This window comes from Profundibacter sp., assembly GCF_965277155.1.
GTDB lineage: Bacteria > Pseudomonadota > Alphaproteobacteria > Rhodobacterales > Rhodobacteraceae > Profundibacter.
Genome location: NZ_CBDIBV010000013.1, coordinates 650,067 through 664,232, shown reverse-complemented (window position 1 = coordinate 664,232; position 14,166 = coordinate 650,067). Strand labels below are relative to the sequence as shown.

Sequence of the window (14,166 nt, the reverse complement as noted above, 5' to 3'; positions counted from 1 at the left end):
ACGGTAATGGAGGGGTCGAAATGAAACCCTGGTTGCATATTGTCGGGATTGGTGAAGACGGTTTGGATGGTTTGACGCCTGCGACCCGCGCGGTGGTCGAGGCGGCCGAGGTTATTGTCGGCGGGATGCGGCACCATGCGCTGGCGGGTTTGTCAGGGGCCGAGCGGGTCAGTTGGCCATCCCCCTTTGATGCCCTGATTGACACGCTGAAGACCAATCGCGGCAAGCGGGTGGTGGTTTTGGCGTCAGGTGATCCGTTGTGGTATTCGGTTGGAGCAAAGATTGGGCGCAAGATTGATCCATCCGAGGTGGTTTACCATCCGCAGGTCGGTGCGTTTCAACTGGCGGCGGCGCGGATGGGCTGGTCTATGGCTGATCTGGAAACGCTGACTGTGCATGGGCGTCCGGTCGAGCAGATGATTGCCTATATCCAGCCGGATCAGAGGCTGTTAATCCTGACCACGGGCGAGGAAACACCGGCGCAGATTGCCGCGTTTCTGACCGAACGTGGCTTTGGCAAGAGCCGGATGGCAGTGCTGGCGAATATGGGCGGAGAGGACGAGGCGCGGTTTGACGGTGTGGCCGAAAGCTGGACCCATGTGGTGCCGCCGTTCAACACGCTGGCGGTGGAATGTGTGGCTGCGCCCGATGCGGCATTGTTGCCTCGGGTGCCGGGGTTGGCGGATGATCTGTTTCAACACGACGGCACCATGACCAAGCAGGAAGTGCGGGCGTTGACCTTGGCGAAACTAATGCCGATGCGCGGGGCATTGTTGTGGGATGTCGGGTGCGGCTGTGGTTCGGTTGCGGTGGAGTGGATGCGCGGCGCGCACTATGCGCGGGCAATCGGCATTGAACCGCGGGCAGACAGACGCGCATTGGCGGCGGCGAATGCGCTGGCGTTGGGGGTGCCAAAGCTGGAACTGGTTGACGGTATGGTGCCCGAGGCGCTGGACGGGCTGGAAGCGCCGGATGCGATATTCATCGGCGGGGGGTTAAGCCGCGAGGTGTTTGCAGCGGCGTGGGAGGCGTTGCGCCCACTGGGCCGGTTGGTGGCCAATGCGGTGACGCTGGAGAGCGAGGCGGTGTTGATTGCGTTGCACAGGGAATTTGGCGGTGATCTGGTGAAGATCGCGGCAAGCCGGGTCGAGGCTTTGGGGCCGTTAAGCGGCTGGAAACCGATGCGGCCGGTGACACAGTGGAGCCTGATCAAACGATGAGTGGCACTTTGTACGGTATCGGCCTTGGCCCCGGAGATGCGGAGCTGATGACGCTGAAGGCGGCGCGGTTGATCGGGGCGGCGCGGGTGGTGGCCTATCCGGCGCTGGCCGGTGGCGAGAGTTTTGCGCGAAGCATTGCGGCGGACCTGCTGGCTGACGGGGTGCGGGAGATCAGGATTGATGTGCCGATGGTGGTGGATCGTGCACCGGCGCAGGCGGCCTATGACAAGGCTGCAGACGAGATTACCGCCATGTTAGAGACTGGTTTGGACGTGGTTGTGCTGTGCGCGGGGGATCCGTTTTTCTATGGGTCGTTTATGTATCTGTATGCCCGTCTGTCGGGCCGGTTCACGGTCGAGGTGGTGCCGGGGGTAACGTCTATGACAGCCAGCGCAGCAGCTTTGGGCCTGCCTTTGGCCGCACGCAACGAGGTGTTGAGCGTGATCCCCGGGCCGCTGGAGGATGATGCGCTAAAGGCGCGGATTGCGACTGCGGATTCACTGGTGATCATGAAGGTCGGGCGGCATCTGGAGCGCATCAGGCGGGTGATCGACGGTTTGGGCCTGCTGGATCGGGCGCATTATATCGAGCGGGCCTCTCTGGCGCAGGAACAGCGGATGGCGCTGGAGGATGCCCCACAAAACGCGCCGTATTTTTCAATGATACTTATCACAAAGGGGACCGATCCGTGGCTTTAAAACCTGTTGTTATTTGCCTGTCCCGTGCAGGCGAGACGGTGGCCCATGATGTGGCGCTTGAGCTGGGCGCGATGGTGCATGGCCGCGAGTGCCGTGTGGATGTGGCGGATGCGTATTTCCCCAATGCGCTGGACCATGTGCGCATGCTGTTTGCCAGCGGCACGCCGGTGGTCGGGGTCTGCGCGGCGGGGATATTGATCCGTGCGGTGGCACCGGTGTTGACGGATAAACGAGTGGAGCCGCCGGTGGTGGCGGTGTCGGATGATGGCGCGGTGGTGGTGCCTTTGCTGGGCGGGCATCGCGGCGCGAACCGGTTGGCGCGCCAGATTGCCCAAGTGTTGCAGGCCAAGGCAGCGGTGACCACGGCGGGCGATGTGGCGCTGGGTGTGGCGCTGGACGAACCACCCGTAGGCTATCGGCTGGCCAATCCCGAGGATGCCAAGGGTGTGATGATGGCGCTGCTGAACGGCGGCGGCGCGCGACAGGTGGGCGAGGCGATCTTTGATCTGCCGGCTGATCCCGATGGCGCGGTGGAATTGGTGGTGAATGAGGCGCCGGAAACAGGCTCTGACACGCGGCTTGTCTATCATCCGCAGCGGTTTGCGCTGGGGGTTGGTTGTGCGCGCGGGGCTGATCCGGCAGAGCTGTGGGAACTGGTGGAGAGTGCGCTGGATCAGGCGGGGATTGCCGCTGGTGCGATTGCTTCGGTCAACACGCTGGACCTGAAGGCGGATGAACCTGCGATGAACGAACTGGCGCGGCGGCTAGGGGTGCCTTTGCGGTTGTTCACAGCGGCGGAACTGGAGGGTGAGGCGGCGCGCTTGGCGAACCCGTCCGATGTGGTTTTTGCCGAAGTGGGCTGCCACGGGGTATCCGAAGCGGCGGCTTTGGCGGCGGCGGGCAAGGACGCGAAACTGGCCGTCGAAAAACGCAAAACGGCGAATTGCACCTGTGCGCTGGCGCGGGCACCAGAACCTATTACAGCCCAAAACGGCAGAAAACGCGGCAAACTGTCGATTGTCGGCATCGGGCCGGGGCAGCACAGTTGGCGCACGCCCGAAGCCAGCCAGCTGATTGCACAGGCCGAGGAATTGGTGGGCTATGGTTTGTATATTGACCTGCTGGGACCGCTGGTATCGGGCAAGGCGCGCTCGGATTTTCCATTGGGCGGGGAAGAGGACCGCTGCCGATATGCGCTGGAGCAGGCGGGCAAAGGGAAAAACGTCGCGCTGATCTGTTCCGGCGATGCCGGGATTTACGCGATGGGTGCGCTGGTGTTTGAACTGCTGGACCGTGGTCCGGACGCGCATGGCGTATCGGATGCGGCGCGGCGGGTTCAGGTGGTCTCGACCCCCGGCGTTTCGGCGTTGCAAGGGGCGGCGGCGCGGGCTGGTGCGCCGCTGGGCCATGATTTCTGCGCGATTTCCCTGTCCGACCTGCTGACCCCGCGCGAGGATATTCTAAGACGGCTGAAGGCCGCCGCCGAGGGGGATTTCGTGATTGCGTTTTACAATCCGGTGTCCAAGCGGCGCCGCACCCTGCTGGCCGAGGCACGGGACATTCTGCTGCAACACCGCCCTTCCGATACGCCAGTGATGCTGGCCAGTTCGCTGGGCCGTCCCGAGGAACATATCCGCTATCGCAATCTGGCGGATTTGCAGGTGGATGAGGTGGATATGCTGACGGTGGTTCTGGTTGGCTCCAGCCATTCGCGATTGGCGCAACTGGGCGAAGGCCCGCGGATGTTTACCCCGCGCGGCTATGCGCGGAAAATTGATGGGGATTTGGCATGACGGTCTATTTTATTGGCGCGGGGCCGGGTGATCCCGAGTTGCTGACGCTCAAGGCGCAGCGGTTGATTGCGGCCTGTCCGGTGTGCCTGTTTGCGGGGTCTCTGGTGCCCGAACAGGTGGTTGCCGGAGCGCCAAAGGGGGCGACCGTCAAGGACACGGCAGCGATGACGCTGAATGATACCCACGCCGAAATTCTGGCCGCGCACCAGCGGGGCGAGGATGTGGCGCGGGTTCATTCGGGTGATCCGTCGTTATATGGCGCGATTGCCGAGCAAATCCGGCGGCTGCGGGCCGATGGTATACCTTACGAGATCATTCCCGGCGTACCGGCCTATGCGGCGGCTGCGGCGGCTTTGGGGCAGGAATTGACCATCCCCGAAGTGGCGCAATCTATTGTTCTGACGCGGGTTTCCATGCAATCCACGTCGATGCCCGAAGGCGAGACACTGGAGAACTTCGCCCGCACCGGTGCCACATTGGCGATCCATCTGGGCGTGCGCAACATGCGCGAGATCGAACGCGTTCTGGTGCCCCATTACGGGCCGGATTGCCCTGTGGTGGTGGCCTATCGCGTGGGCTGGCCGGACGAGATGATTCTGCGGGGCACCCTGACGGATATTCGTAAAAAAGTGCGGGTCGAGAAGATCACACGCACGGCGTTGATACTGGTTGGTCCGGCGCTGGGCGAGGTGCGGGAATTTAAGGATTCCGCGCTGTATGACCCTGATAAACCACATGTTTTACGACCTGTGGTCGGGGTTGATCTGGTTGAGGATCACAACACCTGATCCATATTGTCGCAAATTCTTAAGGGAACCTCTAAAAATCCCCCAAAATCCGGCCTGACGGGGTAGAATCGTCATCAGGATGAAAATGATTCGACCGACGGGGTTTTGTCATGGGTCAGATGGGATTTTTTGATCTTTCCAGCCGATACGCGGGACTGGACAAATCTGGTGATCCGCTGGTGTTGCTCAACGACATGGTGCCGTTCGAGGATTACCGGGACGAGCTGAAGGCCATATGGCGCACGCCGCCCGAACAGCGCAAATCCAACGCTGGCCGCCCGCCTTGGGATGAGGTGCTGATATTCAAGACGATGGTTTTGCAGCAGCTCTACAACCTCTCTGACGATCAGATCGAGTATCAGATCCGCGACCGCCTGTCGTTCATGCGGTTTCTCGGCCTTGGCATTGAAGACAGCGTACCTAACGCCAAGACCATCTGGGCCTACCGTGAAAGGCTGGCCGGGGCCGGGAAGATGAAGGAGCTGTTTGACAAGTTCGATGCCTTTCTGCGCGAAAAGGGCTATCTGGCGATGGGCGGGCAGATTGTTGATGCGAGCATCGTTCCGGCGCCGCGCCAGCACAACAAAAGGGACGAGAACGAGAAAATCAAGGCGGGCGAAACGCCTGAAGAGTGGGAGGAAAAACCCCACAAGAAGCGCCAGAAGGACGTGGATGCGCGCTGGACGAAGAAGCACGGCAAGAGCTATTACGGCTACAAGAACCACATCAATGTCGACCGGCGGCACAAATTCATCCGCGCTTATGATGTCACCGATGCCGCCGTGCATGACAGCCAGGCGCTTGCCGGTCTGATTGATGCGAGCAACACCTCATCGGACCTGTGGGCCGACAGCGCCTATCGCTCGCAAAAGATCGAAAGCGAGCTGGAAGAGCGGGGGCTTCACAGCCATATCCATCACAAGGGCAGGCGCGGCAAGCCGCTTGGCGAGCGCCAGCAAAAGGCCAACCGGAGGCGCTCGAAAGTGCGGGTCCGGGTCGAGCATGTATTCGCTTTTCAGGAGCGCTCCATGGGCGGCAAGCTGATCCGCTCCATCGGCCTGAAGCGGGCGCGATTTCGCATCGGGATGATGAACCTGGTCTACAACATGAAGCGCTTCGTCCAGTTCGAATGCGGCCTGGCGGCGCCGGGATAAGGGTTCATGGGGTGAGGTGTGCCTGAAATACCCAAAACCGGCTTGAAACCGGTGAAAATGGGTTTATGATCCGAAGCAATCAGGCGGGACAGGCGAAAAACCGTCCACCCCGCCGCGAAGAAGGCGAAAACGGGAATTTACAGAGGTTCCCTTAACTTGACCTTTACCAACACCGTGGCAAGGTAGGGGGAGGAAACTGGGTGGGCGAGCGATGTTTGAATTTCTGCCAAAAGAAGTGCGTGAGGGGCTGGAAGCGGCCCGCAAGCGCGATCTGAAACGTAAAAGCCGTCTGCGGGTGCATACCGATGACGAAATTTTTCCAGTGCTGCGGTTCTGGGAAACCGGCTTTGCGCTGGATGCTGAAAACGCGCCGCATCTGCGTGGGCTGGTCGATCTGTATGATGGTTCCCGTCATCTGTATCAGTGCCTGATTGTCGCCTCGGAAGAGGAGAACGGCCAGATGGTGTATGAATTCAAACGCAGCACCGTGGCCAAGGACAAGGCACCGCTGGATTTCGTGCGTGATGTGAATGCGCCAATCGCGCTGCTAGGAAATTAAGGTCTGATTTCCACGGTGGTTCCAGTTTGAACTACGCGCCATAGTTCTTCGATTTCTGTATCCGAAACGGCAATGCAACCGGCGGTCCAATCCGTCGGGATGGTTGCGAGTTTTCCGAATCCGTTGGGCTGTCCGTGGATGAAAATATCACCACCGGGATCGACCCCTGCCGCCTGTGCACGGGCGATGTCGTCTGCTTGCGGATAATCAATGCCCAGTGACAAGTGATATTTGCTGTCCGGATTGCGGCGGGTGATGGTGAACATCCCTTCGGGGGTCTTGCCATCGCCTTGTTGCACCTTGTCGCCAGCGGGGGCAAAGCCAAGGGCGATTTTATAGGTTCGCACCGGTTCGCCGTTGCGAAAAACTGTCAGGCGACGGGCAGATTTTTCAATCAGGATATGGTCGATTTGTTCGGTCAGTGGCGCGGGTGGAGGGGTGGTTCCTGAGTGTAGCGATCATAGGCAATGAACGCGACAAGGCCGAGCAACAGGACGAACAACAGACGGGTAAAAATACGAACCATACGGGGTAAGTGGTGATTCAAGCCGTGCTGGTCAAGGTTGGTGTGGCCCCGCACCGGATGCGGGGCCTTTTGGTTTCAGGTCCCGGATCAAACTCGGGATAGCCACAAATCAGGCTGCCGGTTTACGGCGACGATTGCGGCGGCGTTTGGGTTTGTTGCCTTGGGGTGCGCCGGAAGGATTGCCGCCTTGGGGTTTGCCCCCACCGCGACGTTGACCGCCACCGCCGCCACCACGGCGGCCACCACCACCGCCACGCGGGGCCGGTTTTTCCTCTTGCGGGCGGATGCCGCCAGCGACCGGAATTTCGATCTTCATCAGTTTTTCGATCTGCCGCAGATAACCGATTTCGGTGGCGGAAACAAAGGCAATCGCCTCGCCGCCTTTGCCTGCACGGGCGGTCCGGCCAATACGGTGGATATAGTTTTCCGGCACTTCGGGCAGGTCGTAGTTGTAAACGTGACTAACGTCCGGAATGTCGATACCGCGCGCGGCAACATCGGTGGCCACCAACACGCGGGCCTCGCCCGATTTGAACGCCTTGATCGCGCGTTCGCGCTGGCCCTGGGATTTGTTGCCGTGGATCGATACAGCGGAATAACCCGCTGTTTCCAGCGTGCGTTTCAGCTTTTCCGCACCGTGTTTGGTGCGGGAAAACACCAGCGACAGACCATCGGGGGATTTGTTCAGGTATTCCTTCAGCAATTCCGTCTTGTTGGCTTGCGCGGTGTAATACAGCGTCTGGGCAATCTTGTCGGCAGCTTTGCCCGGCGTCGAAACCTGAACCTTTTTCGGGTCTTTCAGATAGGCACCGGCAATTTCGCTCATCAGTTTGGGCATGGTGGCCGAAAACAGCATGGTCTGGCGCGGGGTGCCCAGTAGGGGGGCGATTTTGCGCAGGGCGTGGATGAACCCCATGTCCAGCATCTGGTCGGCCTCGTCCAGCACCAGAAAGCGGGCTTTATCAAGGAAGATGGCGCGACGATCCAGCAGATCGATCAAACGGCCCGGCGTGGCGACAAGGATGTCGGTGCCTTTGGACAGGTTTTGAATCTGGCGGTTGATTGATACGCCGCCCACCACAAGGTTCACCTTGAGATGGGTTTTGCGCACATAGGCGCACAGGTTTTCGGCAATCTGGTTAACCAGTTCGCGGGTGGGCGCAAGGATCAGCGCCTTGGTGTTTTTCGGCGGGGCCTTGTAGCCGTCGCTCATCAGGTTTTCGATCAGCGGCAGGCCGAAAGCGGCGGTTTTGCCGGTGCCGGTCTGGGCAAGGCCCATGATGTCATGGCCGGCCAATGCCAGCGGGATTGCCTGTTCCTGAATAGGCGAGGGGGTTTTATAGCCGGCTTCGTCAACGGCTTTCAGGATGTTGGGCGACAGGCCCAGATCTGCAAATGTGGTCAAGGAATGACCCTTTCATATATGTATTCGGCAGCACAAAACGGGCCAGCCGATGGAATCAGCAATTAGGCCCATATGTGGGCCAACGTCTGAGGTTGCGGCCAGTGTGGCCGTCAGAACCCCGCGTGAATGGGAACTTGGTGAAAGGCTATCGCGCCTTGGGGCGTCCCGACTGCCAATTAAGGCGGGCTGCTCACGCGGCGACCGCTCGGGATGAATGGCATATCGGGGTTGCGGGGGGGAATGTCAACAGGCGAGTGTTGGAAGCAGAGGGGCGCGGTTCGGCTGTGCCCGCTGTGCCATAGGTTGCGAACTGCCCCTTTCCCCCACCGCCCGCTTGCGGTATCAGCGCAGCGTTACAAAGAGATTCCCATTTAGGAGACCCGTCATGGGCTATAAAATCGCCGTCGTTGGGGCCACCGGTAACGTGGGCCGCGAAATGCTGAACATTCTGGATGAACGCCAGTTCCCCGTGGATACGCTTGCCGTGCTTGCCTCGCGCCGCTCTCTGGGAACCGAAGTCAGCTTTGGTGATAAAACACTCAAGACGCAGGATCTGGATACGTTCGATTTTTCCGGCTGGGATATTGCGCTGTTTGCTGTTGGCTCGGTCGCCACCAAAAAATATGCCCCCATAGCCGCCAAGGCCGGTTGTCTGGTGATCGACAATTCGTCGCTGTATCGCTACGACCCCGAAATCCCGCTGATCGTGCCCGAGGTGAACGCCGATGCGATCGAGGGTTACAAAAACAAGATGATCATCGCCAACCCCAACTGTTCGACCGCGCAGATGGTTGTAGCGCTGAAACCGCTGCACGACCGCGCCACGATCAAACGGGTGGTGGTTTCGACCTATCAGTCTGTATCAGGCGCCGGCAAAGAAGGCATTGACGAGTTGTGGGATCAGACCAAGTCGATCTACAACCCGGTCGACAACAAGCCGCCCAAGAAATTCACCAAACAGATCGCGTTCAATGTAATTCCGCATATTGATGTGTTCATGGACGATGGCTCGACCAAGGAAGAATGGAAGATGGTCGCCGAGACCAAAAAGATCATCGACAAGAACATCAAGGTCACCGCGACCTGCGTTCGTGTGCCGGTTTTCGTTGGCCACGCCGAATCCGTAAACATCGAGTTCGAAGACCATCTGGACGAGGACGAAGCCCGCGACATCCTGCGCGAATCCCCCGGTATCATGGTGATCGACAAACGCGAGGACGGCGGTTACGTCACACCGGTTGAATGTGTGGGTGATTACGCCACCTTCATTTCGCGTATCCGTCAGGACAGCACGATTGATAACGGGATTAACCTGTGGTGCGTGTCGGACAACCTGCGCAAGGGGGCTGCACTGAACGCGGTGCAGATTGCCGAGGTTTATGTGAACCGGATTCTAAGCAAGCGCTGATTTTTCGGGTATTGCGAAGTTAATTTCAGGGCTTGGCGGATGATTTCTGCCAAGCCCTTTTTGATGATCAACCCGCTTGGATATTTTTCCAAGGATACTAAGGTAGGATACGTCAAAGAATTAGAGCCAACTTTTTAAACCTAACAAACAGGTGCTTTCATGCGTAACCTTCTTCTGGGTCTTTCTGCCTCGTTCATCGCGCTGCCCGCGTGGGCTGATGATATTACCACGCCGCTAAATGTTACGGCCGCCACCATCTATTCCGAAGGGGCCAGCGTGACCTATCGTGCTACTGTGGACCTGCCCGCCGGCAGTCACCGTGTGTTGCTGCCCTATGATCTGTCCGGCTATAATTTCACCCCACCGCAGCTAAAGGTCAGTGAAGGTGTGACCATCGGGGCGATCAATTATCTGGACGATGTGACCTATGATCAGGACGCGTTGCTGTCGCCCGCCCAGGCCAGAGCCAAGGTGGCGGTCGAGGCTGCAAAGGATGCGATCACCGCCAAGCAGACCCAAACCCGCACTGTGAACCTGCAACTGGTAGCGCTGGATACGCAGGCAGGGTTCTTGAAATCCATTAACGGCAGTGAACTGGGTAATGCCGATCCGGCACAGGTGCGCGCATTGGCGCAATTGGTTCGGGAAGAGGCCGAAGCGTCGATTGCGCGGCGGCTGGAACTGGAACAGCAATCACGCGACCTGAACAAGGAATTGCGCGATCTGAACGATGATCTGGCCGAGGCCGAACGCCTGTTCGCCCGCCTGTCCCCGCCCGCCGGTCAGGGTGGTTTGATGGCCATTTCGGTCGAGGTGACCACACCGGTCAGTGCCAGTTTTGAAGTGGCGCGGATCGTTGATAACGCGCGGTGGAGCGTCGATTACGATTTTCGCCTGAGTTATGGCGATGACCCCGGTCTGACGGTGGAACGCAAGGTGGTGGTCCAGCAAGGCACGGGGCAGGCGTAGGCGGATATTGATCTGGTTCTGTCCACGGCCAACCCGTTTTCGCAATCCGCGCCCAGCGATGCGGGGCGTAATCTGGCCACGATCTATGAGGATGCACCGGTGGCCAAGCTAACCTCAACGGCACGCATGTCGGCAGGTGCGGATATGGCTTTGGCCGAACCGGTTATGGTCGAAGAAGCGGTCATCATGGCCTCGGCCCAATTCGACGGGCTAAGCCTGCGCTATGTCTATCCGCGCAAGGTGACGCTGGAGAATAACGAAACGGTGCAACTGGTGCTGGACAGTTTCGATCTGCCGGTCGAGACCAGCCTGCTGGCGATCCCGCGCAGGGATGAAACCGCATTCGTTATGGCCGCGATCACCAACGATACGGGCGAACCCTTGTTGCCCGGCATGGCGTCCTATTACCGCGACGGGGCGTTTATCGGGCGTAACAGTTTTGATCTGATCCCCTCGGGGGCCGAAACCGACCTGCCCTTTGGCGCGATGGAAGGGGTGCGTCTGACCTATACTTCCCTGCGTCAGGAAACCGGCGACAGCGGCATCATCACCACCAGCAACACCCGCGAGGATGTGGTGGAGTTCTCGATCGAGAACCTGACCGACAGGCCGCAAGAGGTGCGCGCGCTATATGCATTGCCCTATTCCCAGCAAGTGGATTTGGTAGTCAGCACCCGTATCCGCCCGAACCCCTCGGAAACAGATGTGGACGATGTGCGCGGCGTGGCGGCGTGGGATATGACGATCGCGCCGGGCGAAACCCAAAAGGTGCATCTGGCAACCTCGTTAAGCTGGCCAAAAGACTTCAGGGAACCTCTAAAAATCCCCCAAAATCCGGCCTGACGGGGTAGAATCGTCATCAGGATGAAAATGATTCGACCGACGGGGTTTTGTCATGGGTCAGATGGGATTTTTTGATCTTTCCAGCCGATACGCGGGACTGGACAAATCTGGTGATCCGCTGGTGTTGCTCAACGACATGGTGCCGTTCGAGGATTACCGGGACGAGCTGAAGGCCATATGGCGCACGCCGCCCGAACAGCGCAAATCCAACGCTGGCCGCCCGCCTTGGGATGAGGTGCTGATATTCAAGACGATGGTTTTGCAGCAGCTCTACAACCTCTCTGACGATCAGATCGAGTATCAGATCCGCGACCGCCTGTCGTTCATGCGGTTTCTCGGCCTTGGCATTGAAGACAGCGTACCTGACGCCAAGACCATCTGGGCCTACCGTGAAAGGCTGGCCGGGGCCGGGAAGATGAAGGAGCTGTTTGACAAGTTCGATGCCTTTCTGCGCGAAAAGGGCTATCTGGCGATGGGCGGGCAGATTGTTGATGCGAGCATCGTTCCGGCGCCGCGCCAGCACAACAAAAGGGACGAGAACGAGAAAATCAAGGCGGGCGAAACGCCTGAAGAGTGGGAGGAAAAACCCCACAAGAAGCGCCAGAAGGACGTGGATGCGCGCTGGACGAAGAAGCACGGCAAGAGCTATTACGGCTACAAGAACCACATCAATGTCGACCGGCGGCACAAATTCATCCGCGCTTATGATGTCACCGATGCCGCCGTGCATGACAGCCAGGCGCTTGCCGGTCTGATTGATGCGAGCAACACCTCATCGGACCTGTGGGCCGACAGCGCCTATCGCTCGCAAAAGATCGAAAGCGAGCTGGAAGAGCGGGGGCTTCACAGCCATATCCATCACAAGGGCAGGCGCGGCAAGCCGCTTGGCGAGCGCCAGCAAAAGGCCAACCGGAGGCGCTCGAAAGTGCGGGTCCGGGTCGAGCATGTATTCGCTTTTCAGGAGCGCTCCATGGGCGGCAAGCTGATCCGCTCCATCGGCCTGAAGCGGGCGCGATTTCGCATCGGGATGATGAACCTGGTCTACAACATGAAGCGCTTCGTCCAGTTCGAATGCGGCCTGGCGGCGCCGGGATAAGGGTTCATGGGGTGAGGTGTGCCTGAAATACCCAAAACCGGCTTGAAACCGGTGAAAATGGGTTTATGATCCGAAGCAATCAGGCGGGACAGGCGAAAAACCGTCCACCCCGCCGCGAAGAAGGCGAAAACGGGAATTTACAGAGGTTCCCTTGCGTCAATGACCTGTCACCGTTCCTATGGTCGTAGATGGATCATTCGGCCAAAAGGAACGCCCCAAAGGCCCGCGGGCCATCGCCGGTTTCATATTCCGCTGTTACCCGCAGCGTTTGCACATCAATTACTGACAGGGTGTTGGAAAACCAGTTGGCAACATAAACCCTGCGCCCGTCGGTCGAATTGATGATCCCCTCGGGGTATTCGCCGACATCGATCGTGCCAACGGGTTGCAGCGTTTCCAGATCAAACACGCTGACCGTATCGGCATACTGGTTGGTGACAAAGCCGCGCCCGCCGGTCAGCGCCACCACATAGGGCCGTTCTTGCACCTTGACCTGTCCGATTGCACGGGCGTTTGCGATGTCGATCACCGTCACCGTATTTGTCCCCACATCCGCCGTATAGGCGCGGGTTCCGGTGCTGTCGATTGTCACGCCAAATGGGCGTTCGCCGACGGGGACAATGGCAATGCGTTCGCCGCTATCTGTGTCAATGATCGAAACCTGGTCTGAATCACGATCCGCAGACAACACCCTGCTTCCGTCTGGTGTAACGGCAACACCTGCGGGGGACTCTCCGACCTTGATAATGCGTAAAACCTGACCCGTGTCCGGTGCCACTTCGAACACCCGCGCGTTATACCAGTCGGTGATGTAAACCCGCTGCCCGTCAGGATGAACCGCCACCCCGAACGGGCCACCGTCAAGTTTTATCCTTTTGGTCACACTCAGGGTGTCATGCGCGATCACGCTCAGGGTTTTGCTGTCGGGGCTGACCACATAGATGCGCGCGCCGTATGGACCCACTGCAACCGCCGCTGGTTTGCCACCTACGGGGATGGTTTTCAGCGTCTTGCCGTTGTCCAGATCGATCACGCTGATATCATTGCTGGACTGGTTGGTGACAAAAGCAATATCCCCCGCCAAAGCAGAGGATATGCCCAGCCAACCGACCAGAAGGACCGGGAGAAGGTGGATCAATTGGCTGCGCCGAACCGCTCGACAAGGGCGTCCAGTCCGGCCTTGTATACGCCTGTTACGGCAGCGATTGCGGCTTCGTCGTTCAGTTCCTCGGGCGGATCATTGTTCGGATACCCCCGATAAAACGCCCCTCGCCACTCAACGATCGAGCCACCGCCTTCGCGTGGTTTGACTGTCAGATGCGAGGAATAGTTGGTGACGGGCAGAACCTTCACGTCGACTTTTTCGATCCGGTAGGAATAGCTCATCTTCTCGTCGCTGTATTTGTATAGCAACTCGTTGATGGTCGGGCCGCCTTCTTTGCCCAGTGTCAAAACTCGGGTGGCGTTGATCTCGTTTCCGCCCTCACCTTCGGTGCTGAACACCACCGGATGCCAGCTCATATCCTGAAAGTTGCCAATCGCGGCCCAGACTTCTTCTGGCGGGGCGGCAACTTCGGCGGTCAGGGTGATCTTCTGGCGTGACGGGCCGTGGGCGTATGCGGTCAGGGCTGACAACAGCAGCACCATGAATGCGGTCATAATTGTGTAAATTCTCATCTTTTCCTCCCTGAAGCGCCCGAATTGTTA

At 59.0% G+C, this 14,166-nt stretch carries 15 protein-coding genes; 11 read left to right on the top strand and 4 right to left on the bottom strand.

The genetic code is table 11. The features are described 5' to 3' along the window. The first annotated feature begins 20 nt into the window (after positions 1-20). From cbiE to ACQY4M_RS18475, 6 genes are all read left to right on the top strand, one after another. A complete protein-coding gene (gene cbiE / locus ACQY4M_RS18500; protein WP_428547232.1) occupies positions 21-1,220 on the top strand; it encodes a precorrin-6y C5,15-methyltransferase (decarboxylating) subunit CbiE in 1,200 nt (399 codons plus the stop codon). Then, the gene (gene cobI, locus ACQY4M_RS18495) at positions 1,217-1,918 is read left to right on the top strand and encodes a precorrin-2 C(20)-methyltransferase (RefSeq protein WP_428547229.1); all 702 of its coding nucleotides are present in this window, start codon (positions 1,217-1,219) and stop codon (positions 1,916-1,918) included. Before cbiE ends, cobI begins: the two co-directional genes overlap by 4 nt. Next, on the top strand, positions 1,909-3,711 hold the full coding sequence (gene cobJ, locus ACQY4M_RS18490) for a precorrin-3B C(17)-methyltransferase (protein WP_428547226.1): 1,803 nt from the start codon (positions 1,909-1,911) through the stop codon (positions 3,709-3,711). Before cobI ends, cobJ begins: the two co-directional genes overlap by 10 nt. Then, positions 3,708-4,499 carry a precorrin-4 C(11)-methyltransferase gene (gene cobM / locus ACQY4M_RS18485; protein ID WP_428547223.1) on the top strand — a complete coding sequence of 264 codons (792 nt, stop codon included), beginning with the start codon at positions 3,708-3,710 and terminating at the stop codon, positions 4,497-4,499. Before cobJ ends, cobM begins: the two co-directional genes overlap by 4 nt. A gap of 110 nt (positions 4,500-4,609) precedes the next feature. Then, positions 4,610-5,653, top strand: a complete 1,044-nt coding sequence (locus ACQY4M_RS18480; protein WP_428541692.1) for an IS5 family transposase — start codon at positions 4,610-4,612, stop codon at positions 5,651-5,653. A gap of 211 nt (positions 5,654-5,864) precedes the next feature. Continuing rightward, positions 5,865-6,212 (top strand): hypothetical protein, encoded by a 348-nt coding sequence (locus ACQY4M_RS18475; protein WP_428547220.1) that lies wholly within the window; start codon positions 5,865-5,867, stop codon positions 6,210-6,212. On the opposite strand, the gene ACQY4M_RS18470 is transcribed toward ACQY4M_RS18475, so the two are convergent. Beyond that, positions 6,209-6,559: a L,D-transpeptidase family protein gene (locus ACQY4M_RS18470; protein ID WP_428547217.1), complete on the bottom strand. Its 351-nt coding sequence runs from the start codon at positions 6,557-6,559 to the stop codon at positions 6,209-6,211. The two genes, ACQY4M_RS18475 and ACQY4M_RS18470, sit on opposite strands and share 4 nt — an antisense overlap. 288 nt (positions 6,560-6,847) lie before the next feature. Continuing rightward, positions 6,848-8,143, bottom strand: a complete 1,296-nt coding sequence (locus ACQY4M_RS18465) for a DEAD/DEAH box helicase (RefSeq protein WP_428547214.1) — start codon at positions 8,141-8,143, stop codon at positions 6,848-6,850. A 385-nt stretch (positions 8,144-8,528) separates the two neighbouring features. Between ACQY4M_RS18465 and ACQY4M_RS18460 the strand changes: the two genes are divergently transcribed. The 5 genes from ACQY4M_RS18460 to ACQY4M_RS18440 all read left to right on the top strand — a co-directional run bounded on the left by ACQY4M_RS18460 (position 8,529) and on the right by ACQY4M_RS18440 (position 12,647). Then, positions 8,529-9,551, top strand: a complete 1,023-nt coding sequence (locus ACQY4M_RS18460; protein WP_428547211.1) for an aspartate-semialdehyde dehydrogenase — start codon at positions 8,529-8,531, stop codon at positions 9,549-9,551. Positions 9,552-9,710: 159 nt separating this feature from the next. Continuing rightward, positions 9,711-10,520: a DUF4140 domain-containing protein gene (locus ACQY4M_RS18455; RefSeq protein ID WP_428547208.1), complete on the top strand. Its 810-nt coding sequence runs from the start codon at positions 9,711-9,713 to the stop codon at positions 10,518-10,520. Positions 10,521-10,526: 6 nt separating this feature from the next. After that, positions 10,527-11,363: a DUF4139 domain-containing protein gene (locus ACQY4M_RS18450; RefSeq protein ID WP_428548273.1), complete on the top strand. Its 837-nt coding sequence runs from the start codon at positions 10,527-10,529 to the stop codon at positions 11,361-11,363. 52 nt (positions 11,364-11,415) lie between these two features. Then, the gene (locus ACQY4M_RS18445; RefSeq protein ID WP_428539227.1) at positions 11,416-12,459 is read left to right on the top strand and encodes an IS5 family transposase; all 1,044 of its coding nucleotides are present in this window, start codon (positions 11,416-11,418) and stop codon (positions 12,457-12,459) included. A gap of 65 nt (positions 12,460-12,524) precedes the next feature. Next, positions 12,525-12,647 carry a hypothetical protein gene (locus tag ACQY4M_RS18440; RefSeq protein WP_428547205.1) on the top strand — a complete coding sequence of 41 codons (123 nt, stop codon included), beginning with the start codon at positions 12,525-12,527 and terminating at the stop codon, positions 12,645-12,647. Positions 12,648-12,652: 5 nt separating this feature from the next. Here ACQY4M_RS18440 and ACQY4M_RS18435 read toward each other — a convergent pair whose 3' ends face one another. After that, positions 12,653-13,597, bottom strand: a complete 945-nt coding sequence (locus ACQY4M_RS18435; protein WP_428547202.1) for a YncE family protein — start codon at positions 13,595-13,597, stop codon at positions 12,653-12,655. Beyond that, on the bottom strand, positions 13,594-14,136 hold the full coding sequence (locus ACQY4M_RS18430; protein ID WP_428547199.1) for an SRPBCC family protein: 543 nt from the start codon (positions 14,134-14,136) through the stop codon (positions 13,594-13,596). Before ACQY4M_RS18430 ends, ACQY4M_RS18435 begins: the two co-directional genes overlap by 4 nt. Positions 14,137-14,166 lie beyond the last annotated feature (30 nt).

Coding starts and splice junctions, on each gene's coding strand:
- ACQY4M_RS18455 (WP_428547208.1), top strand. CDS start 9,711: ATGCGTAACCTTCTTCTGGGTCTTTCTGCCTCGTTCATCGCGCTGCCC.
- cobM (WP_428547223.1), top strand. CDS start 3,708: ATGACGGTCTATTTTATTGGCGCGGGGCCGGGTGATCCCGAGTTGCTG.
- ACQY4M_RS18480 (WP_428541692.1), top strand. CDS start 4,610: ATGGGTCAGATGGGATTTTTTGATCTTTCCAGCCGATACGCGGGACTG.
- ACQY4M_RS18475 (WP_428547220.1), top strand. CDS start 5,865: ATGTTTGAATTTCTGCCAAAAGAAGTGCGTGAGGGGCTGGAAGCGGCC.
- ACQY4M_RS18430 (WP_428547199.1), bottom strand. CDS start 14,136: ATGAGAATTTACACAATTATGACCGCATTCATGGTGCTGCTGTTGTCA.
- cbiE (WP_428547232.1), top strand. CDS start 21: ATGAAACCCTGGTTGCATATTGTCGGGATTGGTGAAGACGGTTTGGAT.
- ACQY4M_RS18460 (WP_428547211.1), top strand. CDS start 8,529: ATGGGCTATAAAATCGCCGTCGTTGGGGCCACCGGTAACGTGGGCCGC.
- ACQY4M_RS18445 (WP_428539227.1), top strand. CDS start 11,416: ATGGGTCAGATGGGATTTTTTGATCTTTCCAGCCGATACGCGGGACTG.
- ACQY4M_RS18440 (WP_428547205.1), top strand. CDS start 12,525: ATGATCCGAAGCAATCAGGCGGGACAGGCGAAAAACCGTCCACCCCGC.
- cobI (WP_428547229.1), top strand. CDS start 1,217: ATGAGTGGCACTTTGTACGGTATCGGCCTTGGCCCCGGAGATGCGGAG.